The organism is Caulobacter zeae (assembly GCF_002858925.1).
Taxonomy (GTDB): Bacteria; Pseudomonadota; Alphaproteobacteria; order Caulobacterales; family Caulobacteraceae; genus Caulobacter; species Caulobacter zeae.
In genome coordinates, this window is record NZ_PJRS01000009.1 from 94,389 (window position 1) to 119,743 (window position 25,355).

The 25,355-nt window shown below is 69.5% G+C and carries 26 protein-coding genes; 14 read left to right on the forward strand and 12 right to left on the reverse strand.

The features are described 5' to 3' along the window. Window positions 1-11: 11 nt before the first annotated feature. Window positions 12-890: a LysR family transcriptional regulator gene (locus SGCZBJ_RS03025; protein ID WP_101716552.1), complete on the reverse strand. Its 879-nt coding sequence runs from the start codon at window positions 888-890 to the stop codon at window positions 12-14. A gap of 129 nt (window positions 891-1,019) precedes the next feature. Between SGCZBJ_RS03025 and SGCZBJ_RS03030 the strand changes: the two genes are divergently transcribed. Next, on the forward strand, window positions 1,020-2,213 hold the full coding sequence (locus SGCZBJ_RS03030; RefSeq protein WP_101716553.1) for an MFS transporter: 1,194 nt from the start codon (window positions 1,020-1,022) through the stop codon (window positions 2,211-2,213). Window positions 2,214-2,383: 170 nt separating this feature from the next. Here the strand turns inward: SGCZBJ_RS03030 and SGCZBJ_RS03035 are convergent, their stop codons facing one another. Next, window positions 2,384-3,313, reverse strand: coding sequence for a Gfo/Idh/MocA family protein (locus tag SGCZBJ_RS03035; protein WP_101716554.1), 930 nt, complete (start codon window positions 3,311-3,313; stop codon window positions 2,384-2,386). A 101-nt stretch (window positions 3,314-3,414) separates the two neighbouring features. On the opposite strand from SGCZBJ_RS03035, the gene SGCZBJ_RS03040 reads away from it, so the two are divergent. After that, the gene (locus tag SGCZBJ_RS03040; protein ID WP_101716555.1) at window positions 3,415-4,440 is read left to right on the forward strand and encodes an NADP-dependent oxidoreductase; all 1,026 of its coding nucleotides are present in this window, start codon (window positions 3,415-3,417) and stop codon (window positions 4,438-4,440) included. Window positions 4,441-4,584: 144 nt separating this feature from the next. Here the strand turns inward: SGCZBJ_RS03040 and SGCZBJ_RS25970 are convergent, their stop codons facing one another. After that, window positions 4,585-4,791, reverse strand: coding sequence for a hypothetical protein (locus tag SGCZBJ_RS25970; protein WP_240621396.1), 207 nt, complete (start codon window positions 4,789-4,791; stop codon window positions 4,585-4,587). 429 nt (window positions 4,792-5,220) lie between these two features. Between SGCZBJ_RS25970 and mdoH the strand changes: the two genes are divergently transcribed. Beyond that, the gene (gene mdoH, locus SGCZBJ_RS03050) at window positions 5,221-7,215 is read left to right on the forward strand and encodes a glucans biosynthesis glucosyltransferase MdoH (protein WP_101716624.1); all 1,995 of its coding nucleotides are present in this window, start codon (window positions 5,221-5,223) and stop codon (window positions 7,213-7,215) included. A gap of 168 nt (window positions 7,216-7,383) precedes the next feature. Beyond that, window positions 7,384-8,280, forward strand: a complete 897-nt coding sequence (locus tag SGCZBJ_RS03055; protein ID WP_101716556.1) for a cobalamin biosynthesis protein CbiG — start codon at window positions 7,384-7,386, stop codon at window positions 8,278-8,280. A gap of 17 nt (window positions 8,281-8,297) precedes the next feature. Here SGCZBJ_RS03055 and SGCZBJ_RS03060 read toward each other — a convergent pair whose 3' ends face one another. Both SGCZBJ_RS03060 and SGCZBJ_RS03065 read right to left on the reverse strand, forming a co-directional pair. After that, entirely contained in the window at window positions 8,298-9,671 is a 1,374-nt protein-coding gene (locus SGCZBJ_RS03060; protein ID WP_101716625.1) for an MATE family efflux transporter, read from the reverse strand. A 94-nt stretch (window positions 9,672-9,765) separates the two neighbouring features. Continuing rightward, entirely contained in the window at window positions 9,766-10,329 is a 564-nt protein-coding gene (locus SGCZBJ_RS03065) for a nucleoside 2-deoxyribosyltransferase (protein WP_101716557.1), read from the reverse strand. Window positions 10,330-10,392: 63 nt separating this feature from the next. On the opposite strand from SGCZBJ_RS03065, the gene SGCZBJ_RS03070 reads away from it, so the two are divergent. After that, the gene (locus SGCZBJ_RS03070; protein WP_101716558.1) at window positions 10,393-11,193 is read left to right on the forward strand and encodes a CAP domain-containing protein; all 801 of its coding nucleotides are present in this window, start codon (window positions 10,393-10,395) and stop codon (window positions 11,191-11,193) included. 66 nt (window positions 11,194-11,259) lie between these two features. Here SGCZBJ_RS03070 and ilvC read toward each other — a convergent pair whose 3' ends face one another. Together ilvC and SGCZBJ_RS03080 are read right to left on the reverse strand one after the other, a co-directional pair. Continuing rightward, the gene (gene ilvC, locus SGCZBJ_RS03075) at window positions 11,260-12,279 is read right to left on the reverse strand and encodes a ketol-acid reductoisomerase (RefSeq protein WP_101713690.1); all 1,020 of its coding nucleotides are present in this window, start codon (window positions 12,277-12,279) and stop codon (window positions 11,260-11,262) included. 244 nt (window positions 12,280-12,523) lie between these two features. Then, window positions 12,524-13,489 (reverse strand): RcnB family protein, encoded by a 966-nt coding sequence (locus tag SGCZBJ_RS03080; protein WP_101716559.1) that lies wholly within the window; start codon window positions 13,487-13,489, stop codon window positions 12,524-12,526. Window positions 13,490-13,593: 104 nt separating this feature from the next. Here SGCZBJ_RS03080 and SGCZBJ_RS03085 point away from each other — a divergent pair, with 104 nt between their 5' ends. The 7 genes from SGCZBJ_RS03085 to SGCZBJ_RS03115 all read left to right on the forward strand — a co-directional run bounded on the left by SGCZBJ_RS03085 (window position 13,594) and on the right by SGCZBJ_RS03115 (window position 19,322). After that, complete coding sequence (locus SGCZBJ_RS03085; protein ID WP_101716560.1) at window positions 13,594-14,148, forward strand: DUF924 family protein; 555 nt, start codon at window positions 13,594-13,596, stop codon at window positions 14,146-14,148. 79 nt (window positions 14,149-14,227) lie between these two features. Next, on the forward strand, window positions 14,228-15,172 hold the full coding sequence (locus SGCZBJ_RS03090; RefSeq protein WP_101716626.1) for an SH3 domain-containing protein: 945 nt from the start codon (window positions 14,228-14,230) through the stop codon (window positions 15,170-15,172). Window positions 15,173-15,419: 247 nt separating this feature from the next. Further along, entirely contained in the window at window positions 15,420-16,256 is an 837-nt protein-coding gene (locus tag SGCZBJ_RS03095) for a thymidylate synthase (RefSeq protein WP_101716561.1), read from the forward strand. Between the two features lie 39 nt (window positions 16,257-16,295). Beyond that, window positions 16,296-16,814: a dihydrofolate reductase gene (locus SGCZBJ_RS03100; protein WP_101716562.1), complete on the forward strand. Its 519-nt coding sequence runs from the start codon at window positions 16,296-16,298 to the stop codon at window positions 16,812-16,814. Next, complete coding sequence (locus SGCZBJ_RS03105) at window positions 16,811-17,185, forward strand: hypothetical protein (RefSeq protein WP_101716563.1); 375 nt, start codon at window positions 16,811-16,813, stop codon at window positions 17,183-17,185. Before SGCZBJ_RS03100 ends, SGCZBJ_RS03105 begins: the two co-directional genes overlap by 4 nt. Window positions 17,186-17,199: 14 nt before the next feature. Continuing rightward, on the forward strand, window positions 17,200-18,276 hold the full coding sequence (locus tag SGCZBJ_RS03110; protein ID WP_101716564.1) for an NAD(P)H-dependent flavin oxidoreductase: 1,077 nt from the start codon (window positions 17,200-17,202) through the stop codon (window positions 18,274-18,276). A gap of 134 nt (window positions 18,277-18,410) precedes the next feature. Then, window positions 18,411-19,322, forward strand: coding sequence for an SMP-30/gluconolactonase/LRE family protein (locus tag SGCZBJ_RS03115; RefSeq protein ID WP_101716565.1), 912 nt, complete (start codon window positions 18,411-18,413; stop codon window positions 19,320-19,322). Between the two features lie 135 nt (window positions 19,323-19,457). Here the strand turns inward: SGCZBJ_RS03115 and SGCZBJ_RS03120 are convergent, their stop codons facing one another. Together SGCZBJ_RS03120 and SGCZBJ_RS03125 are read right to left on the reverse strand one after the other, a co-directional pair. Then, entirely contained in the window at window positions 19,458-20,549 is a 1,092-nt protein-coding gene (locus SGCZBJ_RS03120; RefSeq protein ID WP_101716566.1) for an NADH:flavin oxidoreductase, read from the reverse strand. Window positions 20,550-20,674: 125 nt separating this feature from the next. After that, window positions 20,675-20,965 (reverse strand): putative quinol monooxygenase, encoded by a 291-nt coding sequence (locus SGCZBJ_RS03125; RefSeq protein ID WP_101716567.1) that lies wholly within the window; start codon window positions 20,963-20,965, stop codon window positions 20,675-20,677. 106 nt (window positions 20,966-21,071) lie between these two features. Here SGCZBJ_RS03125 and SGCZBJ_RS26445 point away from each other — a divergent pair, with 106 nt between their 5' ends. Beyond that, on the forward strand, window positions 21,072-21,395 hold the full coding sequence (locus SGCZBJ_RS26445) for a DUF6966 domain-containing protein (protein WP_420808145.1): 324 nt from the start codon (window positions 21,072-21,074) through the stop codon (window positions 21,393-21,395). A 9-nt stretch (window positions 21,396-21,404) separates the two neighbouring features. Here the strand turns inward: SGCZBJ_RS26445 and SGCZBJ_RS03135 are convergent, their stop codons facing one another. Together SGCZBJ_RS03135 and SGCZBJ_RS03140 are read right to left on the reverse strand one after the other, a co-directional pair. After that, window positions 21,405-21,704 (reverse strand): hypothetical protein, encoded by a 300-nt coding sequence (locus tag SGCZBJ_RS03135; protein ID WP_101716627.1) that lies wholly within the window; start codon window positions 21,702-21,704, stop codon window positions 21,405-21,407. Between the two features lie 124 nt (window positions 21,705-21,828). Next, window positions 21,829-22,524 carry a J domain-containing protein gene (locus SGCZBJ_RS03140; protein WP_101716569.1) on the reverse strand — a complete coding sequence of 232 codons (696 nt, stop codon included), beginning with the start codon at window positions 22,522-22,524 and terminating at the stop codon, window positions 21,829-21,831. 294 nt (window positions 22,525-22,818) lie between these two features. Between SGCZBJ_RS03140 and SGCZBJ_RS03145 the strand changes: the two genes are divergently transcribed. Further along, the gene (locus SGCZBJ_RS03145) at window positions 22,819-23,673 is read left to right on the forward strand and encodes a hypothetical protein (RefSeq protein ID WP_101716570.1); all 855 of its coding nucleotides are present in this window, start codon (window positions 22,819-22,821) and stop codon (window positions 23,671-23,673) included. 172 nt (window positions 23,674-23,845) lie between these two features. Here the strand turns inward: SGCZBJ_RS03145 and SGCZBJ_RS03150 are convergent, their stop codons facing one another. After that, window positions 23,846-25,294: a GH1 family beta-glucosidase gene (locus tag SGCZBJ_RS03150; protein ID WP_101716571.1), complete on the reverse strand. Its 1,449-nt coding sequence runs from the start codon at window positions 25,292-25,294 to the stop codon at window positions 23,846-23,848. Between the last annotated feature and the right edge of the window lie 61 nt (window positions 25,295-25,355).

Consider the following 25,355-nt stretch of genomic DNA (forward strand, 5'->3'; position numbering starts at 1 on the left):
CAATGAAAATGTCACGCTTGGGCCAGCCGCTGCGCCAGGGCCGCCACGAAGAGGCGCACCTTGGCCGGCGCCTGGCGCGCGGCGGGATAGACGGCCCAGATCGACCAGCCCGGCAGGACCGCGTCCGCCAGCGGCAGCTCGACGAGGCGGCCGTCGGCGACCTCGTCGCGCACGTCCCAGGCCGACAGCGGCGTGATCCCCGCCCCGCCAAGGCAGGCCTGGTGCAGTCCTTCGACGCCGCTGGCGGTGAAGCGGCCGGCGACCTTCTGCTGGACCTGCCGCCCGCCGGAGAGGAAGGCCCAATGGGTCGCCCCGCTCATCGTCAGGCAGTCGTGCTCGGCCAGGTCGGTAAGCTTTCCGGGCGCACCGCGCCGCTCCAGATAGTCGGGCGAGGCGTAGAGGGCGCGTGGATTGTCGGCCAGACGGCGGGCGACCAGCGAGTTGTCGCGCAGCGGCGCGATGCGGATGGCCAGATCGATCCCGCCCGCGACGATGTCGACGACGCTGTCGGTCAGCAGCAGGTCGACCGACACCTCGGGATTGGCGTGCATGAAGGCCGCCACGGCCGGGGCCACCACCTTGCGGCCGAAGGCGGCCGAAGCCGTGATCCGCAGCAGGCCGGAAGCCCCGGCGTCCGACGGCCGGATCGCCGCGCGTCCGGCGGCCTCGCCCTCCAGCATGGCCTGGGCGTGCGGCAAGAAGGCTTCGCCCTCGCTGGTCAACGACAAGGCCCGGGTCGTGCGGTGAACCAGGCGTGCGCCGACATCCTGCTCCAGCGCCGCCATGCGCCGCGAGGCGGCCATGGGCGTGATCCCCAGCCGTCGCGCCGCGCCCGCAAGGCTGCCGGCCCGGGCCGCTTCCACGAAGACGCCGACGTCGGCGAGGTCCATTCTATCGAAATCCGTTATGCCAGCTTACCGCAAGGCCATACTATAAACAGTGGCGGGATGCTCTATATAGCTCAGCGACTGACACGGAACGCCGCCCCCTCCCCCACCTCGGGCGGCCTGGAGCCGATCATGAGCACCGCCGCCCTATCATCCCCCAATGACACCGGCGCCTCGCCCGCCCTGGGCCGGGGCCTGACTTTCGCCATGGCCGCCGCCGCCGGCCTGGCCGTGGCCAACATCTATTACAACCAGCCGATGCTGGGCCTGATCGAGCGCGACCTGCCCGGTCCGCTGACGGCCTTCGTGCCGACCGCGACCCAGCTGGGCTATGCCGCCGGCCTCTTCCTGCTGACGCCGCTGGGCGACCGCATGGAGCGCAAGAGCCTGATCGTCGGCCAGTTCCTGGTGCTGGCGATCGCCCTGGTCGCCGCCGCCCTGGCCCCCAGCACCGCCCTCTTGCTGCTGGCCTCGCTGCTGGTTGGGGCCGGGGCGACGGTAGCCCAGCAGATCGTACCCTTCGCCGCCCACCTCTCGGCGCCGGAAAAGCGCGGAGCCACGGTCGGCACGGTCATGTCGGGCCTGCTGTGCGGCATCCTGCTGTCGCGCACCCTGGCCGGGTTCGTCGCCACACACGGCGGCTGGCGGGCGATGTTCTGGCTGGGCGCGCCGATCGCCCTGGCCGCCGCCGCGCTGATGGCTCTGGCCTTGCCGCGCAGCAAGCCGGACACCGACCTCTCCTATGCCGACCTGCTGGCCTCGCTGGGCAAGCTGTGGCGCGAGTTCCCGGAGCTGCGCCTGGCCGCCCTGACCCAGGCCAGCCTGTTCGCCGCCTTCACCGCCTTCTGGACCATCCTGGCCCTGCAATTGCAGCAACGCTTCTCGCTGGGCGCGGACGTCGCCGGCCTGTTCGGGATCGTCGGCGTGGTCGGCGTGCTGGCCGCCCCGGTCGCCGGTCGCATCGCCGACAAGCGCGGTCCGCACCTGACCATCGCGCTGGGCGCGGTGCTGACCCTGGCCTCGTGGATCCTGTTCGGAACCTGGATCTCGATCGCCGGCTTGCTCGTCGGCGTCGTGCTGCTGGATTTCGCGGTGCAGGGCTCGCTGGTCTCGAACCAGCACCTCGTCTACGCCCTGCGGCCGGAGGCCCGAGCGCGGTTGAACACCCTATTCATGGGCGGCATGTTCCTCGGCGGCGCGGCCGGTTCGGCCGCCGCGGCGGCGGCGTGGAACCTGGGCGGCTGGAACAGCGTGGCCTTGATGGGCGCGGGCCTGGCGGCCATCGCCACCGTGTTGCAGGTGGCGAGCCTGAAGCGGCGGCGCTGAGCGTCCCCACTTCGTCATCCCGGAAACGGCGCAGCCGTTATCCGGGATCCAGGGAGACTGGGCTCAACGAATGGCAACTCACCGTCGCGGTAGCCGACGCAGTGCGGCGCCCCCTGGATCCCGGCTCTACGCGCTGCGCGCTGCGGCCGGGATAACGATGAAAAGGCGCCTCAATCCACCGAATGCTCGACCGCCAGCGCCAGGTCGAGGGCCCGAGCGGCCTCCTCCCCCGTCACCACCGGACGCGGGGCCTCGCCGCGCACGGCCTTGAGGAACCCGGCGACGCTCTGGCCCAGCGGGTCCTTGCCGGCCGGGGTCTCGGTGAAGTCCTCGATCAGCGGGAACGGCGTGGTGTTGCGGAAGGTGCGGGCCAGGAAGTCGATCTCGACCTCGCCCGACGGGAAGACGACCTTCATCGTCCGTTCGCGGGCCTCCGCCACGCGCGAGCTGTCGAACACGGCGGTGAAGCCGTTGGCGAAAGTGGCTTCAACCTTCACCCAGTCCAGGCCATAGCCGCGATCGGCCTCGCCCTCGCCTTCCACGGCCACCGGGTCGGCGGCGCACAGAGCCAGGGCCAGGTCGATGTCGTGGATCATCAGATCGAGCACCACGGAAACATCGAGGTTGCGGTCCGACGGCGTGCCGCGACGCACCGCTTCCAGGCGCGTGGGCTGCTCGGGAATGTCCAGCAGGCCCATGGCCTGAAACACCACCCGCTCCTGGTGGCCGCAGGCCAGCGGCGCGCCGGCCTTGGCGGCGGCGGCGATCAGGGCGTCGGCGTCCTCGGGCGAAACCGCCAGCGGCTTTTCGGAATAGACCGGCTTGCCCGCCTTCAACGCGGCCAGCGCGGCCTTGGCGTGGTGCACGGCGGGGGTGGCGACGGTGACCACGTCGACCGCGGCCAGGAAGGCGTCCATGTCGTCATAGGCCGTCGCGCCCAGCGGGCCCGCGAGCGCCTCGGCGCGGGCGAGGTCGATGTCGAACACGCCGACAAGCTCGACGCCCGGCAGTTCGACATACTTCTTGGCGTGATAGCCGCCGAACACGCCGGCGCCGACAACACCAGCCTTCAGAACTTGGACTTGCGCTTCTTGGGTCATGGCCCGTCTCTAGCCGCTTCGAGTTGTCGCGAAAAGCTTTGGCGACTGGCGCTAGCCAGGGCTAAACATTCGTTTGAACGAGAACATAAAGGGAGGTCGCCATGACCACGTCGCGTGAGATCCGCCTCAAGAGCCGCCCCGTCGGCGTGCCGGCCGTCGACAACTTCGAGCTGGCCAGCGTCGAGCTGCCGCCGCCCGGCGACGGCGAGATCCAGGTCAAGAATCTCTGGATGTCGGTCGACCCCTACATGCGCGGCCGCATGACCGACCGTAAGAGCTACGTGCCGCCGTTCGAACTGGGCAAGGCGCTGCAAGGCGGCGCGGTCGGCGAAGTCACCGCCTCCAATGATCCCGACTTCAAGGTCGGGGATATCGTCAGCTCGATGTTCGGCTGGCGCGAGGCCTACAACGCCAATCCAAAGGCGCTGGCCGCCGCCGGGCCGATGGGCGGGATCATGAAGCTTTCCACCCACGGCATGCCGCCCCAGGCGTTCCTGGGCGTGGCCGGCATGCCCGGCATGACCGCCTATGCCGGCCTCTTGCGGGTCGCCGCGCTGAAGGAAGGCGACATCGTCTTCGTCTCGGCCGCCGCCGGCGCGGTCGGCTCGGTCGTCTGCCAGATCGCCAAGATCAAGGGCCACACCGTGATCGGATCGGCCGGCGGACCCGAAAAGGTCGCCTTCCTCAAGGAGATCGGCGTCGACCACGTGATCGACTACAAGGCCACCCCCGACGTGACCGCCGAACTGGCCAAGGTCGCGCCCAAGGGCATCGACGTCTATTTCGAGAATGTCGGCGGCGTGCACCTGGAGGCGGCGCTGAACTCGGCCCGCCCCTTCGGCCGCTTCGCCCTGTGCGGGATGATCTCGCAGTACAACGAGACCGGCCGCCCGACCGGCCCGGCCAACATCATCCAGGCGGTGGGCAAGAGTCTTCGCCTGGAGGGCTTCATCGTCTCCAACCACTACGACCTGTTCCCGGCCTTCGTCCGCGACATGGCCGACTGGATCAATTCCGGGAAGCTGACCTGGAAGGAGACCGTGGTCGAAGGCGTCGACCGCGCCCCCGAGGCCTTCATCAAGCTGTTCTCGGGCGAGAACCTCGGGAAGATGCTGGTCAAGCTGTAGGAGCTTAAGATCCTCCCCCTGTGGGGGAGGTGGCCCGGAGGGCCGGAGGGGGGAGGTTTTCAGCTTCCGCGGAGGCTGGAGCTCATCAGCCCCTTCCCTCTCCGTCCGCTGCGCGGACACCTCTACCACAGGGAGAGGGCCTTTTTACCGCCCCCGCATCTCGGTCAGTTCCCAGCCCTCGCCGACGGCGACCTTGCGGAACTTGAAGGTCACGCGGGCGCCGGGTTCCAGCGGGGCCTCGGCCAGGACGTCGCCATAGGACTGGAAGACAGTGCGGCCGGCGGCGAGCGGCGCGGCGCTCGCGCCGTCGTGATCGAGCGTGAGCACCTGGCCCTCGACGCTGGCAATCACGCCCTGAGTCTCATGCTGCGGCGCCGTCGAGATCGGCGGCGCGGGCTGGGCGGCGGGCGATTTCGAGCCCTCGCTCTCCCCCCCCGGGCCACAGCCGACCAGAGCCGCAACCGCGAGAAATCCCAAAACCGCCTTGCATTTCATAATCTTGACCTGTCTCCGGCGGGCTCCCCGCAGCCCATCTTTGCGCATTTGCACAGATTTTTCACCGCACCTGCGAAATGGATCACATTTTCGATAGCGATTTCGTGATCAAAGTTTTACCCTAGGTGCGTCGGCGGTTTTCGTCCGCCGGACTTCGTTCAACGCCAGACCCTTGCTGAACGCGACCGATCCCTAGCGGACCGGAGGCGTCCCGTGAAGGCGTTCGGCGCGAAATCGAAGCTCTGCATTTCGTCCGACCACGGTCGGATCACCGAGACGGACCCGATGACCGAACGCGGCGCCTTCTTCGACCTGGCCACCTCCACCCCGGTGGCCTTCGAAACCGTGATCGCCCCGCGCGATCGGGTCGAGATCCCCACCGAAGCTCCCCTGGCCATGCCGGTCCAGCCGCTGGGCTTCTGGCAGGGCGCGGCGCGCGCCGTCCGCGGCCCGGGTTCGGAAACGGTCATGCGCCGCTGGGTGATCTTCGTCGCCACGGCGATCATGGGCGCGGCCGGCTGGAAGGCCACCTTCGACACCGTGGCGCTCGGCGGCGTCACCCGCCTGGAAGCCGTCTGCCTGACCCTGCTGGCCCCGCTGTTCCTGGCGCTGGCGCTGTGGTTCGTCACCGCCGTCGCCGGCTTCGTGGTGCTGCTGCGCACGCCCAAGGATCCGCTGGGCATCGACAGCAGCAAGCCCATGCCCAAGCCGCGCGCCCGCACGGCGATCCTGATGCCGGTCTACAACGAGGACGCCCAGGCGGTGTTCGCTCGTCTGCGGGCCATGGACGCCTCGATCGCCGAGACCGGCGCCAGCCGCGCCTTCGACATCTTCATTATCTCCGACACCCGCGACGCCGCCGTGGCGCTGGCCGAGCAGGCCTGCTTCGCCCGCTTCCGCCGCGAGGCCTCCAGCCACGTCTTCTATCGCCGCCGCGCCGACAACACCGGCCGCAAGGCCGGCAACGTCGCCGACTGGGTCGCCCGCTGGGGCGGCGACTACGAGCACATGCTGGTGCTCGACGCCGACAGCCTGATGACCGGCGACGCCATGGTCCGCCTGGCCGACGCGATGGAGCGTCACCCGGGCGTGGGTCTGATCCAGACCATGCCGACCATCATCAACGGCCAGACGATCTTCGCCCGCACCCTGCAGTTCGCCACCAAGCTCTACGGCCGCGTGGCCTGGACGGGCCTGGCCTGGTGGTCGGGTTCGGAAAGCTCGTTCTGGGGCCACAACGCCATCATCCGCACCAAGGCCTTCGCCCAGACCTGCGGCCTCCCCTCGCTGAACGGCCCCAAGCCCTTCGGCGGCGAGGTGATGAGCCACGACGCCCTGGAAAGCGCCCTGCTGCGCCGCGGCGGCTGGGCCGTGCACCTGGCCCCCTACCTGGAAGGCTCGTACGAAGAGAGCCCCTCCAACCTGCTCGATTTCGCCACCCGCGATCGCCGCTGGTGCCGGGGCAACGTCCAGCACGTGCCGCTGATCGGCCTGCCGGGCCTGCACTGGATGAGCCGCCTGCACCTGGTGATCGGCGTGCTCAGCTACGCCCTGTCGCCGATCTGGTTCGTCGCCCTGTCGGCCGGCGTCATCTCGCGGGCCCTGATGCCCGAGGTGAAGAAGGCCGCCTTCACGATGGCCGACCTGCAGGCCGCCGCCCACGCCCTGATCGACTGGCGCGAGATCCAGGCCACGGCCTGGGCGATGATCATCACCTTCGTGCTGCTGTTCGGCCCGAAGATCCTGGGCGCCACCCTGATCTTCATGCGCAAGCACGAATTGAAGGGCTTCGGCGGTCGTCGCCGGGTGATGGCCGGCCTGGGCGTCGAGATGCTGCTCTCGGCCCTGGTCGCCCCGATGCTGATGTTCACCCAGACCCGCGCCGTGGTCGAGATCCTGGCCGGCCGCGTCGGCGGCTGGAGCGCCCAGCGCCGCGACGCCGATAAGGTCGCCTTCAAGGAAGCCTGCGCCGCCATGGGCTGGATCAGCGCCACGGGCCTGACCCTGGCCGGCCTGTTCTGGTTCACCCCGGACCTGCTGACCGCCACGGCCCCGATCCTCGCCGGCCTGATCCTGGCCGTGCCGCTGACCATGCTGGGCGCCAGCAAGGCCGCGGGCCTGGCCCTGAAGGCCAACGGCCTGTTCATGACCCCCGACGAGCGTACGCCGCCGGCCATCGTCCGCGCCGCCCTCGGCCCGGTCTGCGAACCGCCGGTCCGCTGGAACGTCGGCAAGGCCAAGGCCCCCGCCCTGGCGGCCGCCGAGCAGACCGCGGCCTGAACGCCCGAACATCGAACTTGAAGAGCCTTGCCCCTCACCGGGCGAGGTTTTTTATTGGCCGTTGATACGGGCCCCGCAGAAACACCTACTCAAGCTTCGCAACGGCTGGCGGCTCGCCCTTTGGGGGAGTAGAAGCGCGCTTTGTTTGGATTTGACGGAGCCTCCGCCGTGTCGCGGCTTTTCAGCGCCTATGTGATCGTCGACTGGAGCGCGGCGGCCAAGCCGACCACCGGGGCCGACTCCGTCTGGATCGGCGTGCTCAAGCGCGACGTGCGCTTCCGCCTGACCTTCGAGAGCTACAACCCCGCCACCCGCAACGAGGCCGAGGCCAAGCTGGCCGTCATCCTCGACGACCTCAAGAAGCGCGGCGAGCGTGCGCTGGTCGGCTTCGACTTCCCGCTGGGCTTCCCGCGCGGCTTCTCCCAGGCCCTGAACCTGCCGGGCGAGACGCCCTGGCGCGCGGTCTGGGACCAGCTGAACAAGATGGTCAAGGACAAGGCCGACAACACCAACAACCGCTTTGGCGTCGGCTCGGAGATCAACCGCCGCCTTACCGGCGGGCCGTTCCCGTTCTGGGGCTGCCCGCCCAAGGACGCCCTGACCACGCTGCAGCCCAAGCGCACGCGCGAGCATGGTCCGGACGACCTGCCGGAGTTCCGCCATGCCGACGTGGCGGCGAAAGGCGCGCATTCTATCTGGAAGCTCTATTACAACGGCTCGGTCGGCGGCCAGGCGATCATGGGCATCCCGGCGGTGCGTCGCCTGAAGGACGCCCGTGGCGAGGCCGTGCGGGTCTGGCCGTTCGAGACCGGCTTCAAGACCCTGACCGAGGCCGACCTCGACGGCGTCGAGGCCGTGCTCGCCGAGGTTTATCCGTCGCTGATCAAGGCCGTTCCCGGCCCCGGCGAGATCAAGGACCTGGCCCAGGTGCGGGGCCTTGCCGAACATTTCGCCAAGCTCGACGAAGCCGGCAAGCTGGCCGCCCAGTTCGGGCCGTCCAAGGACGCGTCGGCCGAACTGGTCAATGACGTGCAGACGCAGGAAGGCTGGATCCTGGGGGCGTAGCCCAAGACCCTCCCCCTTCAGGGGGAGGGTCTTGTATCCAGCATCCGATACCGCCCCAGCAGCATCGCCGCCGCCGCGAAGCTGGTGACGATCACCGACCAGACGATGCCGTCCAGGCCCAACTTCATCGGCAGGGCCAGCCACCAGGCCAGCGGCCCCATGATCAGGGCGTAGGCGACCATGTGGGTGCCGGCGGGGATCCAGACCTCGCCGCGGGCCCGCAACGCCTGGGCGCAGACCACCTGCACGGCGTCGGGCACCAGGAACAGGCAGGTCAGCACCAGCGCCGGCGCGATCAGGGCGATGGCGGCCGGATCGGCGGTATAGGCGCCGGCCACCAGGTGGCGCAGCGGATAGAGCAGCAGGGCCACGACCAGCGCGAAAACGGCGGTGACCGCGAACGAGATCCAGCCCGCCCGGCTCATGCCCGCCGGGTCACGCGCGCCGTGGGCGCGGGCGACCTGCACGGCCGTGGCCGTCGCCAGGCCCAGCGGGACCATGAAGATCACGCCCGCCACGTTCAGCACCACGGCCCAGGCCGCGACGTTCAGGCCGCCCAGCCAGCCGGCCACCAGGCTCATGCCGGCGAAGGCCGAGACCTCGAACAGGTTGGAGCTGCCCGCGCCGTAACCGACCCGGCGCTGCTCCTTTTCTGCGGCGCGGTCGCGCGGCGGCTTGTCGAACACGCCCATGGCCCGGGCGTCCTTGAGGCGCCAGATCACCACCGCCAGCATGATGGTGAAGGCCGTACGGGCGACGAAGGTGGCCCAGGCCGCGCCCACCGCCCCCAGGGCCGGCAGGCCCATGACGCCGGGCACCAGCAGCAGGTTGACCGCCAGGTTGATCAGGTTGGCCACCCACATATTGACCGTCACCAGGCCCGGCCGCCCCAGCCCCTCAAGCCAGAAGCTCAGGGCCACGCTCAGCGCATAGGGGGTCAGCGACAGCGAGAACACGATCAGCGGCGCGGTCGCCCCGTCGGCCAGGGCCTTCTCGATGCCGACGTGGTGCAGCAGCGGCGGCGCGGCGATCGCCAGCAGGGCCGAACCGGCCAGGCCCAGCCAGAAGGCGTAGACCACGCCCCGGCGCAGCACCGCGCCGGCCTCGTGGGGCTTTCCGGCCCCCATGGCGCGCGAGCCCATCACCTGGGTCCCGACCAGCAGGCCAACGGTCACGGTGACGAACACCGAGGTCGGGGCCCAGGCCATGGCGTGGAAGCCCAGTTGCTGGGCCGAGAAGTGGCCCACGACGATGGCGTCGGTCAGGCCCATGACCATGATTCCCAGGCGCGACAGCACCACCGGCCCGGACAGGCGCAGCAGTTCGATCAGGTCTGTGACGATGACGCCGCGCGGCTTCCCGGAAGCCGGCGCGGCCGCGGGACGCGACATGGAGTGGGCCTTTCGAAACGGGGCCGGAAGGTGGCTGATGCCCATCGATTGGGCAAGGGGCGCCTCTAGATCCTTCCCCGGAAGGGGGAGGGTCTCATTCCGCGTACAGCCGCAGCGCCTGCAGGCACATCTCCAGCCCAGTCAGGTCGTGCAGCGGCTCGGGGGTGACGATGACGAACAGCCGCCGCGCCTCGGCCCACAGCATCACGCTTTCGGGCAGGCCCAGGTCCTCGACCACGCAGCCGTTCTCGTCGCGCCAGGTTCCATCCTCGCCGCGCTCGGCCCCGACCAGCACGTCGACCCGGTCGACATATTCGGCCAGGCTTTCGTCCTCGACGTTGAGATAGGCGAAGACCGGCTTGCCCAGGCCCGCCAGCACCCCGGCCTCGAAGGCTGCGCCCGTGTCGCAGGACGGCCCGCGCCAGGGGGTCAGGTTGACGATCGCCGCATCGACCTGACGCAATTGGGCCATGCGGTCCATGTAGAGTTCGCGGGCCTGGATTTCGGAGCTGAAATCGTCGCCCGGCGCGGCCTGGCCGCCCGAGAACGGCGTGAAGCCCGCGTCCAGGCACAGGGCCTTGCGGCGCAGGTCTTGAGCTTGGGCGTCAGGGAGCCAGGCTTCGGGGCCGGCCAGCCAAAGGGAACGGACAGGTCGCATCCGGCCTTAGAGCGGGCGACCGGGTCGCCCTGTCAACCGTCTTGGAGCCAGAACCCGCCCACGATGACCTCCCTATCCCGCCGCTCCGCCCTGGCCCTGGGCGCCGCCGCCCTGACCACGCCGGGCCTGGCCGCCGCCGCTTCCGCCCAGACCTACCTCGCCTACGAGCGCCGCCTGCGCGAGCAGATGGCCGCGCGCCGGGGCGATTACGACGCCGATTTCGAGCGCGAACTGCTCGACCAGGGCGACGCTTTCCGGGAGGCCCGGGGCCTGCCGCCGCTGCGCTTCGATCCCGGCCTGGCCCTGGCCGCCCGCGCCCACGCCGCCGACATCGCCCGCAGCCAGATCTACGACCACATGACCCGCGAGGGCTTCGGCCCCGCCGCCCGCGTGGGCCTCCTGGCCCGCGACCTGGTCGGCGCCCCGGCCGAGAACATCGCCATGCGCCGCAACGCCGCCGGCCAGGTGCGTCCCGACCAGATCATGGGCCAGTGGAAGACCAGCCCCGGCCACCGCGCCAACCTGCTGGCGCCGGGCTTCACCCATGTGGCCTACGCCGCCCTGCGCGAAGGCCCGCAGGTAATCGCCGTGGGCGTCTATGCCGAGGTCTCCGCGCGCCTGGCCGCTCCCGCCCCGCTGCGCGCGGCCAGCGTCGAGGCGATCGCCGCCGCCCTCTCGCGCGCCAGCCCGCGCATCGACCAGTTCTCGCTGTCCGACCCCGGCGGCGACGTGCTGACCCAGACCTATGTCGAGCGCCCGCAGCCGGTCAGCATCCCGCCCGGCGCCTGGCAGCTGCGTCCGCACCTATCGAGCGGCACGCACAAGCACCAGGTGGCCTGGGGTCCGGTGTTCGTGCTGGGCTGACGCCCCAACGAAAAACGGCGGGCCCTTGCGAGCCCGCCGTCGTCCGTTCCGCCGTGAGGCAAAAGCTTAGTTCTTGGTGACGTCCACCAGCTTGTTCTTGGCGATCCACGGCATCATGCCGCGGAGACGCGCGCCGACTTCCTCGATCTGGTGCTCGGAAGCGCGACGGCGGGTCGCCTTGAAGGACGGCTGGCCGACGGCGTTTTCCAGCATGAAGTCGCGGACGAACTTGCCCGACTGGATGTCTTCCAGCACGCGCTTCATCTCGGCCTTGGTCTCGGCGGTCACGACGCGCGGGCCGGTGACGTACTCGCCGTACTCGGCGGTGTTCGAGATCGAGTAGTTCATGTTGGCGATGCCGCCTTCGTAGATCAGGTCCACGATCAGCTTCAGCTCGTGCAGGCACTCGAAGTAGGCCATTTCCGGCGCGTAGCCGGCTTCAACCAGCACTTCGAAGCCGGCGCGGATCAGCTCGACCGTGCCGCCGCAGAGAACGGCCTGCTCGCCGAACAGGTCGGTTTCGCATTCCTCGCGGAAGTTGGTCTCGATGATGCCCGAGCGGCCGCCGCCGATGGCCGAGGCGTAGGCCAGGCCGAGGTCCAGCGCGTTGCCGGTGGCGTTGTGGTGCACCGCGATCAGGCAGGGCACGCCGCCGCCCTTCTGGTATTCGCCGCGGACGGTGTGGCCCGGGCCCTTCGGCGCGACCATCAGCACGTCGATGGTGTCCTTCGGCTCGATCAGGCCGAAGTGGACGTTCAGGCCGTGGGCGAACAGCAGGGCCGCGCCGTCACGGATGTTGGGGGCGATGTCGTTCTTGTAGATCGCGGCCTGATGCTCGTCCGGCGCCAGGATCATGATCAGGTCGGCCCAGGCGGCGGCGTCGGCCACCGACATGACCTTCAGGCCTTCGGCTTCGGCCTTCTTGGCCGAGGGCGAGCCCGGACGCAGGGCGACGGCCACGTTCGGCACGCCGCTGTCACGAAGGTTGAGGGCGTGGGCGTGGCCCTGGCTGCCATAGCCTACGATGGCGATCTTCCGGTCCAGGATGCGGGCGAGGTCGGCGTCGCGGTCGTAGTAGACGCGCATGATTTCTTCTCCAGGACTGGTCAATCTGCCCGCCTCACGCAATCAGGAAGCGGGAAAGGCGGGCGTTTGAGCGTTTTTTTGCCGCTTCGTCAAGGCGGGGCGCGCCATGAGCGACGTTCGGCGACGCTTAAATACCGCGAGTGAGGCGAAAAAGCCCTCCCAAAGGCAGGGCGCCGGCCCCGAAAAACGAAAAGGCCGCGCCTCGGTGAGGAGACGCGGCCTTCGATCCGGAGCGGTCGCCCGCCTACCAGAAGAGGTCGTAATAGACGCTCAGCACCTGGCCCGACCAGACGTCCACGAGGACGGCGTCGCCGCCGACCCGCACCCATTCGCAGCCGATCGGCGGCATGGGCAGGCCATAGCGGAACCAGTCGAGGTAGTACGAGCTGCCGTACCAGCCGCCCGGCAGGTAGTCGCCGAAGCTCCAGCGGTTCACGTACCAACCGCGCGGATAGCGATAGGCCGGGGCGCGGTAGCGCTGGGGCGCGCGGTAGCTGGGCCGCCAGCGACGCTGGTCGTACTGGGGCCGGCCGTTGTCCCGGTCGCGCCAGCGCTGGTCGCCGGGACGCGGGCCGGGTCGATCCCAGTCGCGATCGCCGCCCTGCCAGCCGCCGCCGGGACGGCCGCGGTCGGGACCACGATCCCCGCGGTCGCCTTGCCAACCGCCATTGGGACGGTCGGGGCGGTCGCCGCCGGGACGGTTGGGACGGTCATTGCGGTCGGGGCCGCGATCACCGCGATCCTGACCGCCCTGCCAGCCGCCGCTGGGACGGTCGGGCCTGTCGCCACCGTTCGGACGGTCGCCACGATCGGGACGGGCGCCGCCCGGGTTGCGATCCTGGCCGCCTTGCCAGCCGCCGCCGGTGGGACGGTCGGGGCGCTCGCCCCTGCCCTGCCAGCCGCCGCGATCTCCACGATCGCCGCGATCGGCCTGCGGAACCGAAGGCGCTTGCGGCGCCGGACGGGCTTCTGGGGCGCGCGGCGCCTGGGGCGCGGAATCGTTCACGCGGCCGCCGCCGCCGCGCCAGCCGCCTTCCTGGCGGTCGCCGCGGTCGGCGCGCGGGCCACGATCCGGGCGGTCGCCGCGATCACCGCGGTCGCCGCGGTCGTTCTGCTGCTGCATCGCCAGGACCGTCGCGGCGGAGCCGGCCTGGGCCGCCGCGCCGCCCGTCAGCGACAGGATCATCGCGACGGTGATCAGACGTTTCATCTCTTGCTCCAAGGGGCCTTGCGCCGGCCCGTAGCTCATCCCTTGATCACAGTGTCGCGCTTGGCGCATGAACCGCAATTGAACGAAACCCGCAGGAGAAGGCCATGGCCGCCCGACCGCAGGACATTCTGGGCTTCTGGAGCGAAGCCGGCCCCAAGAAGTGGTACGAGAAGAACTGGGCGTTCGACGAGGCCATCCGCCTGAAGTACGAGCCCACCCACCACGCCGCCGCCCGCGGCGACTACGACGCCTGGGTCGAGACCGCCGAGGGCTCGCTGGCGCTGATCATCGTGCTCGACCAGTTCCCCCGCAATCTCTACCGCCGCAGCGGCCATGCCTTCGCCACTGACGGGAAGGCCCGCGCCGTGGCCCGCGCCGCCATCGCCAAGGGTCACGACACCGCCGTCGCCCCCGAGTTGCGCTATTTCTTCTACCTGCCGTTCGAGCACTCCGAATCCCTGGCCGACCAGGAGCTGTGCATCGAGCTGTGCGCCGGCATGCAGGCCGACACCGGCGACGAGGACGCCATGAAGTGGGCCATCATCCATCGTGACATCATCGCCAGGTTCGGCCGTTTCCCGCACCGCAACGTAGCGTTGGGCCGTGAAACCACTCCGGCCGAGCAGGCCTTTCTCGACGAAGGCGGGTTCGCCGGCTAGGCGAGCTTGGCTTGCGTGCAATCGATACTGTAGTGTCCGCCCGAAATTCGAAGGGGCCTGGAGGGCGCTGTCTATGTCGATGAAGAAACTCATGCTCGCGGCGAGCGCGATGATTTGCGTCGCCGTCCCGGTCGAGGCGTTCGCTCAAGCCAAGCCGACCAAGGCCCAGCAGATGCAGGCCCAGGCGCAGGCCGAGGTGCCGCGCTGCACCCGCAAGCTCGGCACCCTGTCGATCATCGACGGCGACGATCCGCGCGGCTGGACCCAGTATAACCTGGCCTCGCCGCAAAAGCTGCTGCGCGCCATCGTCCAGAAGTCGGGCTGCTTCAACCTGGTCGACCGGGGCGCGGGCCTGAACGCCGCCCAGATCGAGCGCAACATCGGCGGCAACCTTGGCCTGCAGCGCGGCTCCAACGTCGGCCAGGGCCAGATCAAGGCGGCCGACTACGTGCTGGTGGCCGAAGTGCAGGCCAGCGACAGCAACGCCGGCGGCGGCGCGGTGGCCGGCGCCATCGGCGGCCTGATCGGCGGTCGCGCCGGCGGCCTGATCGGCGGCATCAAGACCAAGAAGCTGGAAGCCAACACCGTCCTGTCGCTGACCAACGTCCGCACCACCGAGACCGTGGCCGTGCAGGAAGGCTACGCCGTGAAGAACGACATCGGCTGGGGCGCGGGCGGCGGCATCGGCTTCGCCGGCGCGGTCGGCGGCGGCTACGAAGACACCGAGATCGGTCGCATCATCACCCTGGCCTTCATCAACAGCTACTCCAAGATGGTCGGCGAACTGGGCCTGGTGGGCGACAGCGCCCAGGCCGCCCAGGCGGCTCCGACCAAGTCCTTCGTGGCCACCCGCGTCGTCAACATGCGCGCCACCCCGGTCGCCGCCGGCAAGCTGATCCGCGCCCTGCCCGCCGGCTCGATCGTCTACCCGACCGGCAAGAAGCAAGAGCTGTGGTGGGAAGTGGCCGACGAGAACGACAACGTCGGCTGGGTGCTGAACACCGGCCTCGAGCCGGGCAAGTAAGGCGCTCCGCCACTTGAACGAGAACGCCCCGCCGGCTCGCCGCGCGGGGCGTTTTTCGTTGCGGCCCGACCCGCACGCCGAACCGCGCGCATGGCAGCGGCGTTCTAAGAATCGCCCCACAGTGACTGTTCATAACTCCACAGGAATTGTGGACGGCGAACCGTAACTCGGGGGCTCATCGGCCGCGCCTCTCGCGCGTGCGGAGGGGCTGCGGCAAGTGCATGGAACAGCCGTCCTTGGTGCGCCCATGAACATCCACGTCCCGACCAACGTCCATCCGACCGACCACGCCGAGTGGCAGTACCTGGATCTCCTGCAGGACATCCTCGACAACGGCGTCGAGCGCGGCGACCGTACGGGCACCGGGACCAAGGGCGTGTTCGGCCGCCAGATCCGCTTCGACCTGGCCAAGGGCTTCCCGGTGCTGACCACCAAGAAGCTGCACCTGCGCTCGATCATCATCGAGCTTCTGTGGTTCCTGAAGGGCGAGACCAACATCGCCTATCTCAAGGACAATGGCGTGCGCATCTGGGACGAGTGGGCCGACGAGAACGGCGAGCTCGGCCCGGTCTACGGCAAGCAATGGCGCTCGTGGGCGGCCCCGAACGGCCAGTCGATCGACCAGATCGTCAATCTGGTCGAGGGGCTGAAGACCAATCCCAACAGCCGCCGGCATATCGTGTCGGCCTGGAACCCGGCCGACGTCGAGGACATGGCCCTGCCGCCCTGCCACTGCCTGTTCCAGTTCTTCGTGGCGGATGGGAAACTCAGCTGCCAGCTCTACCAGCGCAGCGCCGACGTCTTCCTGGGCGTGCCGTTCAACATCGCCAGCTACGCCCTGCTGACCCTGATGGTCGCCAAGGTCGTCGGCCTGGAGCCGGGCGAGTTCGTGCACACCTTCGGCGACGCCCACCTCTACCTGAACCACCTGGACCAGGCCCGCGAGCAGCTGACCCGCGAGCCCAAGCCGTTCCCGACGATGAAGATCGCCGACAAGACCGACCTCTTCGCCTTCGAGTACGAGGACTTCACGCTGGAAGGCTACGAGGCCCACCCGCACATCAAGGCGTCGGTCTCGGTCTGAGCTTCCGCTAGCGACGGCGGGCCGCTAAGACTCGCCGTCATGACCGCCCCCATCCTCACCGTCGGCCCCGTGGCCCGCTCGCTCAACGGCGTCATCGGCCGCGACAACGACCTGCCCTGGCGTCTGAAGTCGGATCTTCAGATGTTCAAGGCCGCCACCCTGGGCAAGCCGGTGATCATGGGCCGCAAGACCTGGGACAGCCTGCCAAGGAAGCCCCTGCCCGGCCGCCTCAACATCGTTTTGACCCGCGACCACAAGTTCGAGGCCGAGGGCGCGGTGGTCTGCGACACCTGGTCCGAAGCCGTGCAGATCGGCAAGGAGCAGGCGGCCGAGGACGGCGTCGAGGAGGTCTGCGTGATCGGCGGCGCAGCCCTGTTCGAGCTCGCCCTGCCGCGCGCCAAGCGGATCTACGTCACCGAGGTGCAAGCCGAAGTTCAGGGCGACGTCGCCTTCCCCGCCTTCGACGAAAGCGCCTGGACCGAGGTGCGCCGCGAGGAGCGCCCAGCCGGCGAAGGCGACGACTTCCCGTTCGTGTTCCGCGTGCTGGAACGCAAGTGAGCGCCCTGCTGGCCGCCCTCGTCCTGGCCCAGGCGGCGTCATCGACGCCGCCTCAGGCCGTTGACGCGCGCCAGCACGCCCGCGACAAGGCCGCCGAGATCGTCGTGCTTCAGGTCAAGCACGTGGGCGTGCCGCGCGGCGTGCGCGGCGCCTGCTTCGTGGCCGCCACCGTGGTCCGCGCCGAGCCGGGCGTGAAGCTGAAGGTCGGCCGCAACCTTCGCCTCTCGGTCCCCTGCGCCGCGCCCGGCGCGAGCGGCTCGGACGTCGAGCACGGCGTCGACCAAGCCGCCCTGCAGCGCTCTAGCTACGGCCGCGCCTTCTTCGACGAGCGCCTGAAGCTGATCGCCTACGACCTCTTCGACCTGAACTGACCGCGGAGCCCCGCATGAGCGCCTGGACCGACCGCCGGCTGATCGACCTGCTGGGGATCGCCGCCCCCGTCCTCCAGGCCCCGATGGCCGGCGCCACCACCCCGGACATGGCCATCGGCGCGGCGCGCGGCGGCGGCCTGGGTTCGCTGGCCTGCGCCCAGTACACGCCCGACCAGGCCCGGGCGGCGATCGCGCAGTTCCGCGCCGCCGTCGACGCGCCCCTGAACCTGAATTTCTTCGCCCACACGCCGCCTAAGGCCGATCCGGCGCGGATGCTGGCCTGGCGGGCGCGGCTGGCGCCCTACTATGTCGAGGCGGGGCTGGATCCGGCCCCGCCGCCGCCAGCGGGTGGTCGCGCGCCCTTCGACGAGGCCTTCTGCGCCCTGGTCGAGGACCTGCGGCCGCAGGTGGTCAGCTTCCACTTCGGCCTGCCGCAGGCGGCTCTGCTCGACCGCGTGCGGGCCACCGGGGCGAAGATCCTGTCCTCGGCCACCACCGTCGCCGAAGCGGTCTGGCTGGAGGCGCACGGCGTCGACGCCGTCATCGCCATGGGCGCCGAGGCCGGCGGCCACCGCGCCACCTTCCTGCCGGGCTACGGCGAGACCATCGACAACCGCCTGGACACCGCCAGCCAGCCGGGCCTCTTTTCCCTGCTGCCGCAGGTGGCGGCCGCCGTCGCCGTTCCGGTGATCGCCGCCGGCGGCATAGCCGAGGCGCTCGGCGTGGCGGCCGCCCGAGCCCTGGGGGCCGCCGGCGTGCAGGTCGGCACGGCCTATCTCTTCACGCCCGAGGCCAAGATCCCGCCGGCCCATCGCGCCGCCCTCGACCAGGCCCGCGACGACAATACCATGATCACCGACGTCTTCACCGGCCGTCCGGCCCGAGGCGTCTCTAACCGCCTGATGCGCGAGGTCGGACCGATCGGCGGCCAGGTGGTGCCGCCCTTTCCGCTGGCGGGCGGCGCGCTCGTTCCCTTGCGCCAGGACGGGGCCAACGGCGACTTCACCAACCTCTGGGCCGGCCAGTCCGCGCGCCTGGCCCCGCGCGGCCTCAACGCCGAAGACCTGACCAGGCTGCTCGCTGACGCCTGAGTAAGTTGCGGACCAGTTCAAACGATCGTTTACTCCACTTCCAGGCGTTCAGAGAGACGCCCATCAAGCGTGACAGCCGAAAGTGTGAGCGGTTTCGGCGCCCGTCACGCGAAAAGAAATGGGAGCGAGACGACATGGACCTGACCCTCGTCGCCGAAGGCCTGCAGTTTCCCGAAGGCCCAGTCGCCATGGCTGACGGCTCGGTGCTGCTGGTCGAGATCCAGCGCCAGACCCTGACGCGGATCGCGCCCGACGGAACCCGAACCACCGTCGCAGACCTGCCCGGCGGCCCCAATGGCGCGGCGATCGGCCCGGACGGCGCGGTCTATGTCACCAACAACGGCGGCAGCTTCCAGTTCTTCGACATGGGTGGGCTGAACATCCCCGGCCCGACGCCCGCCGGCTACGAGGGCGGCTCGATCCAGCGGGTGGACCTGGCAAGCGGCGCCGTGACCACGCTGTACGAAGCCTGCGACGGCAAGCGCCTGGTCGGGCCCAACGACCTCGTCTTCGACCGTCAAGGCGGCTTCTGGTTCACCGATCACGGCTGCTCGACGCCGGACGGCCGCAGGTACGGAGCGCTCTACTACGCCAGGACCGACGGCAGCCATATCGTGCGCCTTCGCGACCACCTGATCTCGCCCAACGGCGTGGGCCTGTCGCCCGCCGAGGACGTCGTCTACGTGGCCGACACCATGCTGGGACGCCTGTGGGCCTTCGACGTCGTCGCGCCCGGCGAACTCGCCCCGCCGGCGCCGCTACAGCCCGGCCGGGTGGTCTGCAACCTCCCGGGCTACCAACTGCTCGACAGCCTGGCGGTCGAGGCCGACGGCCGGGTGTGCGTTGCGACGATCATCAACGGCGGGATCACCGCCTTCTCGCCGAACGGTTCGACGCAGCACGTGGCGGTTCCGGACGTGATCACCACCAACATCTGCTTCGGCGGGACCGACATGCGGGACGTGTGGATCACAGCGTCGGGAACGGGAAAGCTCTGGCGCGGGCGATGGGAGCGGCCGGGGCTGAAGCTGAACTTCGGCGCATGAGACCCTCCCTGAAGGGGGAGGTGTCGCCGAAGGCGACGGAGGGGGAAGCAGGAACACTTCAGCCGGCGAGAAAGCTGAAAACGTCCCCCCTCCGGCCCTCCGGGCCACCTCCCCCAGACGGGGAGGATCTGTCGCCTAGTACAAAACCCCCAGCGCCTCGCGCGAGAAGCTCTTCAATTCGTCGTTCCGTCCCTCGCGGATCTTCACGACCCACTCGGGATCCTGCAGCAGCGCGCGGCCCACGCCGACCAGGTCGAACTCCCCGCGGTCGAGGCGCTCGAGCAGGCCGTCGATCGAGGCCGGCTGGCTGCCCTCGCCGCCGAAGGCCGCGATGAACTCTCCCGACAGGCCGACCGAGCCGACGGTGATGGTCGGCGCGCCGGTCAGCTTCTTGGTCCAGCCGGCGAAGTTCAGGTCGGATCCCTCGAACTCCGGCTCCCAGAACCGGCGCTGCGAGCAGTGGAAGATGTCGGCGCCGGCGTCGGCCAGGGGCTGCAACCAGGCCTCCAGCAGTTGCGGCGTCTCGGCGTTCTTCACCGCATAGTCCTGCTGCTTCCACTGCGACAGGCGGATGATGACCGGATAGTCAGGACCGACGGCGGCCCGGACCGCCTTGAGGATCTCCGCGGCGAAGGCGCTGCGCTCGGCGATGGTCGGACCCCCAAAGCTGTCGCCGCGCAGGTTGGTGCCGTTCCAGAAGAACTGATCGATCAGGTAGCCGTGGGCGCCGTGCAGCTCGATGGCGTCGAAGCCCAGGCGCTTGGCGTCGGCGGCGGCCGTGGCGAAGGCGGCGATGGTGTCGGCGATCTCGGCGTCGGTCATCGGCTCGGTGAACGGCGAGCCGCCGGCCTTGGACACGCCCGAGGGACTGTCGATCTTGCCCAGCACGTCCTTGCCCTTGGCCGAGCCCACATGCCACAGCTGCGGCGCGATCAGGCCTCCGGCGGCGTGGACGTCGTCGACGACCTTCTTCCAGGCCGCCAGTTCCTTTTCGCCATGGAAGCGCGGGATGTTGGCGTCATTCAGCGAAGCGGCCCGGGCCACGCCCGTCCCCTCGGTGACGATCAGGCCGACCTGCCCCGCCGCGCGGCGGGCGTAGTAGGCGGCCACGTCGTCGGTCGCCACGCCGCCGGGCGAGAACGAGCGGGTCATCGGCGCCATCACCACCCGGTTGGGCAGCTTCAGCGACTTGAATTCGAACGGCTTGAAAAGGGCGTCGAGGGCCATGGGGGCGCTCCGAAAGCGATAAGACTTGCGAACAAGTTAAACGGTCGTTTCCAACCTCGCGCCATGCAGAAAAACTGCAACGGTTGCGGTTATCCGGCATAGGCCGGGGGACTTGAAAACGCCCCCTACTCCACCGCGTCGAGATATTCGATCTCGGGACGGCCGGCCAGGAACGGCGCCATGGCCGCGCCGGCGGCCTTGAAATAGTCGGTCCCGCCATGGTGCTTGAGGGCGTCGGCCGAGGCGTAGAGCTCCAGCACCTTGTAGGCGCCAGCCTCGGTTTTCGACCTGGTCAGCTGGTAGACGATCGCGCCGGGTTCGTTGGCCTTCACCTTGGCCGAAAGGTCGAGGAACACCGCCTCGAACTCGGACGTCTTGTCCGGCTGCACCTTCAGGGTCGCCACCACGCCGATCATGCTCATCCTCCCAACATTTGTTTGAACGGAAGGTTGGACGACGACGGCCGGCGAAGGCAAGCGTTTTGACACTCCCTCTTTTCCACCCCTGGGCCAGACCTTAAGCTTGGCCGCATGCTGTGGTTTTTCGATCGCTGGAAGCGCCTGGCCTCAAGGATCGACGAGATCGCCGGCCTGCTGCGCGCATGGAGAGCCGTCCTGGGCCAGCGACTTGCAAGAGATGGCTCAACGCGTGCGAGGACGTGACTATTACGGCCTGGACCGGTTCCTCCGCTGCTTCGGAGGGCCCGGGACGCTGAACGATCTCGTGCTGATGAGGAATGAAAGGACGCTGCCCCGGGCCAACGCGCGGTTGCGGCGACTGATGTCCAAGGCCTCGGCCCGGGCGTCACGCCTCAAGCGCGACATGGACCGGTCTAACGTCCGCTAAGTAGGAAGCCTATCGCCGCTCGTTCCAGCCGTAGGCGACCCAGGAGTGGCCGCCGACGTTGCGGGCCTCGATCAGGTTGGGATCGGCCGACGCCTTGGCGCGGGCCTGGCGACGGCCGCGCAGGGCGAAAGCGGCCAGGCCGAGAAGCGCAGTGGCCATGAAACCCACGACCACCAGGGTCGCGGCGAACACCACCGCCACGATGGCGGCCACCGAGACCGCGATCGCCGTGGCCACGCCGCCGACCACCGCGGCCAGACCGCGCCAAGCCGAAGAGTGCGTCGCGCCGATGTTCGCGCCCAGGGTCATGGTCATCGTCGTCCTCGATCGGCGCCGGGGCGCCCAGAATCTCCGTCCTCGCCCCTTAAGTTGGCTCTGGAGGTCTGAACGTCAACTGAACACCCATTGGGTTCAATCACAAAGACTTTTCCGTTCAACCCGCGGCGGCCAGTCCCAGTTCCCGGCGCTCGCGCATGACGGTGCTGAAAGCCGCGTTGATCGCGGCCGCCTTGGCCTCGGCCACCTCGATGAACTCGGCAGGCAGGCCGCGGGCCCGGGCGCGGTCGGGGTGGGCGTCCGACAGGGCCGACTTCCAGGCCTTGCGCACCACCTCGTCCTCGGCGTCGGCCGGCACGTCGAGGATCACATAGGGGTCGTCCGCGCCCGCGCCCAGATGGGTGGCGCTGAGACGGCGGAAGGCCAGCGGCGACAGGCCGAACAGCTCGGCCACCCGATCCAGATAGTCGAGCTCGTCCTGGGTCACCGCGCCGTCGGCCTTGGCGATGTGGAACAGGCCGTCGAGCACGTCCTCCAGCAGCTGAGGGCACGAGCGATAGCGCTTGGCCAGCCGCTTGGCGTAGCTCTCGAAGCCGTGCGTGGTCTGGCGGGCCAGGTCGTACAGGCGATGGATGTTCTGCTCGGAGGCCGGGTCCGGATGGAAGACCTGCGAGAAGGCCTCGAACTCGTGACCGTCGGCGCTGCCGTCGGCCTTGGCGAGCTTGGCGCCCAGGGCCGTGACGGCGGTCGAGAACGCGGGATCCTGCCCCGGCGGGCCCGGGGGACATTCAGCGCATTCCGCCAGGTCCAGCCGACGGGCCGCGATGCTTGCGATGTTGCGCCAGAAGGTCATGCGGGAATTCTAATGTCGGCGGGTCTCGGAAGATACGGATCCGGACAGCGCCAGGATGCCGCACCGGAAGGGCCTTCTAGCATACGCATCGCACGCGACCCACCCGGCGAATGCTGCATCGCACATGTAAACTTGTTCAGAATTGCCGCCATCTTCGGAGCCATCCGGGGTCTGCGTCGTTATGGCTGAGCTTGGCGCGGGACTTTGACCATTCGGCGCCATGCTGAGGTCCCAATGCGGCCCGAAATGATCTAGTCAGCTCTACTGACGCTACCGAAAAGGATTCCCGGCCGTATGGCGACCGCCCTTCTCTTCGCTCTCGCCCTGATGGCGCAGGACGCGCCCGTGACCACCGCCGCACCTCCCCCGCGCACCCAACCGGCCGCCACGCCGCCCAGCGACGAGTACGGCTACATCGCCTGGTGCTACGGCGCGCTCAGCGGCTATGTCGACCTCTACGACAAGGTCATGCCCGAGGTGACGCGGATCGAGAAGGCCTTCCCCGGCCCCGACGGCGCGGCCGCCGCGCTGAAGGAATATCCGGCGATGCGCATCCAGGCGCGCACGGACCTGAAGGCCTACGCCTCGGCCATCACCGCCGCCGAAAAGGCCAGCCCGCGCCCGATCTCGGAATACGGCGCCGGCGCCATGAAGAAAGGCCGCTCGATCTGGGGCGGCTCGGAAGCCATCGACAAGGCCCGCCTGGCGCAGGTGTGGATGAGCTGGTCGCCGCCCGGCGACTGCGAGACCCGCGCCAAAACCCTCGAGACCAAGTCCAACCTGCTGGGCCAGGCCCTGAACTACAACGTCAAGAGCGCCCTGCCGGTCGAGCCGGAAGCCGCGCCGGCGCCCGAGCCGGAAGCCCCTCCGCCTCCGCCGCCCGTCGAGACGCCCGCCCCGGCCAAGATCGAGACCTCGGCCCCGACCGCTCCCGCGCCCAAGCCGGCCGTGCAGAAGCCGGTCGCCAAGCCGGCGGCGAAGCCCGCCTCCACGGCCGCCAAGCCGCTCGCGCCGATCGGCTCGACCCCGGCCAAGCTACCGGCCAGCCGCGAGATCATCATCGATCCGGCCAATCCCCAGGCCTGCGCCGGCAGCCTCGTCCCCGCCAAGCGCGGCGGCAAGGACGTGCTGATCTGCAAGCCGGACTGACCCCCTCAGCACCCAATCTCCCGTCATTCCCGCCCTTGTGGCGGGAACCCCTCTCTCGGCCGCAGGTGCGGATGGGGCGGATCGCTGGCGATCCGCTTTCGCCTCACGTGCAAGCGGATCGCCAGCGGTTCCCGCCACAAGGGCGGGAATGACGGGAGGATAATGGCTTCGTCTACGGCGCCGTCGGCAGGACCCCGCTGCGGGCCAGGCCCGCATACCAGCCGTACGAGGCCTTGGGCCTGCGCTCGCCGCTCGTGCGGTCGTGGCTGACCAGGCCGAACTTCGAGCGATAGCCCAGCGCCCATTCCCAGTTGTCGACCAGGCACCAGGCGAAGAAGCCCTTCACCGGCGAGCCGGCCTCCATGGCGCCCTTCACAGCCTGCAGGTGGCGGCGCAGGAACGCGATGCGGAAGGTGTCGGCCTGGATCGCCCTGCCGTCGCCGAACGGATCCGAGCAGCCGTTCTCGGTGACGAACACCGGCGGATTGCCGTACTCGGTGCGCAAGCGAGCCAACACCTCCAGCAGACCCGACGGATCGATGTGCCGCCCGAAAGCGTCCAGTTCCACGCCGCGCGGCGGATCGGCCGGCTTGATCCGCCCCGGCGACAGCGGCGCCAGGCGCATATAGGCCGGCGCGTAGTAGTTCACGCCCATGAAATCGACCCGCTGGCGGATCGTGGAGAGGTCCTCCGAGCGCACCCGGTCGCCCAGGAACTCGTCCATCTGGTCGGGATACTCGCCCTTCAGCAGCGGATCGAGCCAGGCGCGGTTCCACAGGGCGTCGAGACCATCCGAGGCCAGCCGGTTCCAGAACGCCAGGCCGCCGCCGGCCGGCCGGCAGGGCTGCAACGCCAGGGTCGTACCGATCGACAGGTCGCTGTGCGCGGCGCGCAGGGCCTGGATCGCCATCCCCTGTCCCAGGTTCATGTGATGGGTCACGGGGCCCAGCAGGGCCACGTCCTTCAGTCCCGGCGCGTGCTCGCCGGTGACATGGCCGAACACCGTGTGCACGGCCGGCTCGTTCAGCACGATGATCTTCTTGAGCCGGTCGCCCAGCCGCTCGCCGATCAGGGCGGCGTAGTCGGCGAAGGCCTTGGCGCTGTCGCGCGCCGCCCAGCCGCCGCGGTCTTGGATCGCCTGCGGCAGGTCCCAGTGGAACAGCGTGGCGTAGGGCGCGAGGCCCTTCTCCAGCAGCCGGTCGACCAGGCGGCTGTAGTGGTCGACTCCCGCCTGGGCGACGGCCCCCGCCCCGGTCGGCAGCACCCGCGACCACGAGATCGAGAAGCGATAGGCCCCCATCCCCGCCCCGGCCACCAGGTCGACATCCTCGGCCCAGCGACGATAGCTGTCGGTGGCGACCTTGGCGTTGGAGCCGTCGATGATCTTGCCGGGCTGGTCCTGGAACACGTCCCAGACGCTGGGCCCGCGCCCGTCGGCGGTCGGCGAGCCCTCGGTCTGGAAGGCCGCGCTGGCCGTGCCCCAGACGAAATCCTTTGGAAAGTCCCGCGACCGGGGCCGCACCTCGCCGCCCTTGGGTCCGGCGCACCCCGCCAGCCCCGCCGCCGCTCCCCCGACCGCCAGCGCGCCCAGCGCACGGCGGCTGATGCCGCTCCCGTTCATCGCCCACTCCCCCAGGCTCTTTTCTTGAGTGGAGGATGACCTGAAAGCGAAGGACTTGGCC

Coding starts and splice junctions, on each gene's coding strand:
- SGCZBJ_RS03025 (WP_101716552.1), bottom strand. CDS start 890: ATGGACCTCGCCGACGTCGGCGTCTTCGTGGAAGCGGCCCGGGCCGGC.
- SGCZBJ_RS03030 (WP_101716553.1), top strand. CDS start 1,020: ATGAGCACCGCCGCCCTATCATCCCCCAATGACACCGGCGCCTCGCCC.
- SGCZBJ_RS03035 (WP_101716554.1), bottom strand. CDS start 3,313: ATGACCCAAGAAGCGCAAGTCCAAGTTCTGAAGGCTGGTGTTGTCGGC.
- SGCZBJ_RS03040 (WP_101716555.1), top strand. CDS start 3,415: ATGACCACGTCGCGTGAGATCCGCCTCAAGAGCCGCCCCGTCGGCGTG.
- mdoH (WP_101716624.1), top strand. CDS start 5,221: ATGACCGAACGCGGCGCCTTCTTCGACCTGGCCACCTCCACCCCGGTG.
- SGCZBJ_RS03060 (WP_101716625.1), bottom strand. CDS start 9,671: ATGTCGCGTCCCGCGGCCGCGCCGGCTTCCGGGAAGCCGCGCGGCGTC.
- SGCZBJ_RS03065 (WP_101716557.1), bottom strand. CDS start 10,329: ATGCGACCTGTCCGTTCCCTTTGGCTGGCCGGCCCCGAAGCCTGGCTC.
- SGCZBJ_RS03070 (WP_101716558.1), top strand. CDS start 10,393: ATGACCTCCCTATCCCGCCGCTCCGCCCTGGCCCTGGGCGCCGCCGCC.
- ilvC (WP_101713690.1), bottom strand. CDS start 12,279: ATGCGCGTCTACTACGACCGCGACGCCGACCTCGCCCGCATCCTGGAC.
- SGCZBJ_RS03080 (WP_101716559.1), bottom strand. CDS start 13,489: ATGAAACGTCTGATCACCGTCGCGATGATCCTGTCGCTGACGGGCGGC.
- SGCZBJ_RS03085 (WP_101716560.1), top strand. CDS start 13,594: ATGGCCGCCCGACCGCAGGACATTCTGGGCTTCTGGAGCGAAGCCGGC.
- SGCZBJ_RS03090 (WP_101716626.1), top strand. CDS start 14,228: ATGAAGAAACTCATGCTCGCGGCGAGCGCGATGATTTGCGTCGCCGTC.
- SGCZBJ_RS03095 (WP_101716561.1), top strand. CDS start 15,420: ATGAACATCCACGTCCCGACCAACGTCCATCCGACCGACCACGCCGAG.
- SGCZBJ_RS03100 (WP_101716562.1), top strand. CDS start 16,296: ATGACCGCCCCCATCCTCACCGTCGGCCCCGTGGCCCGCTCGCTCAAC.
- SGCZBJ_RS03110 (WP_101716564.1), top strand. CDS start 17,200: ATGAGCGCCTGGACCGACCGCCGGCTGATCGACCTGCTGGGGATCGCC.
- SGCZBJ_RS03115 (WP_101716565.1), top strand. CDS start 18,411: ATGGACCTGACCCTCGTCGCCGAAGGCCTGCAGTTTCCCGAAGGCCCA.
- SGCZBJ_RS03120 (WP_101716566.1), bottom strand. CDS start 20,549: ATGGCCCTCGACGCCCTTTTCAAGCCGTTCGAATTCAAGTCGCTGAAG.
- SGCZBJ_RS03125 (WP_101716567.1), bottom strand. CDS start 20,965: ATGATCGGCGTGGTGGCGACCCTGAAGGTGCAGCCGGACAAGACGTCC.
- SGCZBJ_RS03135 (WP_101716627.1), bottom strand. CDS start 21,704: ATGACCCTGGGCGCGAACATCGGCGCGACGCACTCTTCGGCTTGGCGC.
- SGCZBJ_RS03140 (WP_101716569.1), bottom strand. CDS start 22,524: ATGACCTTCTGGCGCAACATCGCAAGCATCGCGGCCCGTCGGCTGGAC.
- SGCZBJ_RS03145 (WP_101716570.1), top strand. CDS start 22,819: ATGGCGACCGCCCTTCTCTTCGCTCTCGCCCTGATGGCGCAGGACGCG.
- SGCZBJ_RS03150 (WP_101716571.1), bottom strand. CDS start 25,294: ATGAACGGGAGCGGCATCAGCCGCCGTGCGCTGGGCGCGCTGGCGGTC.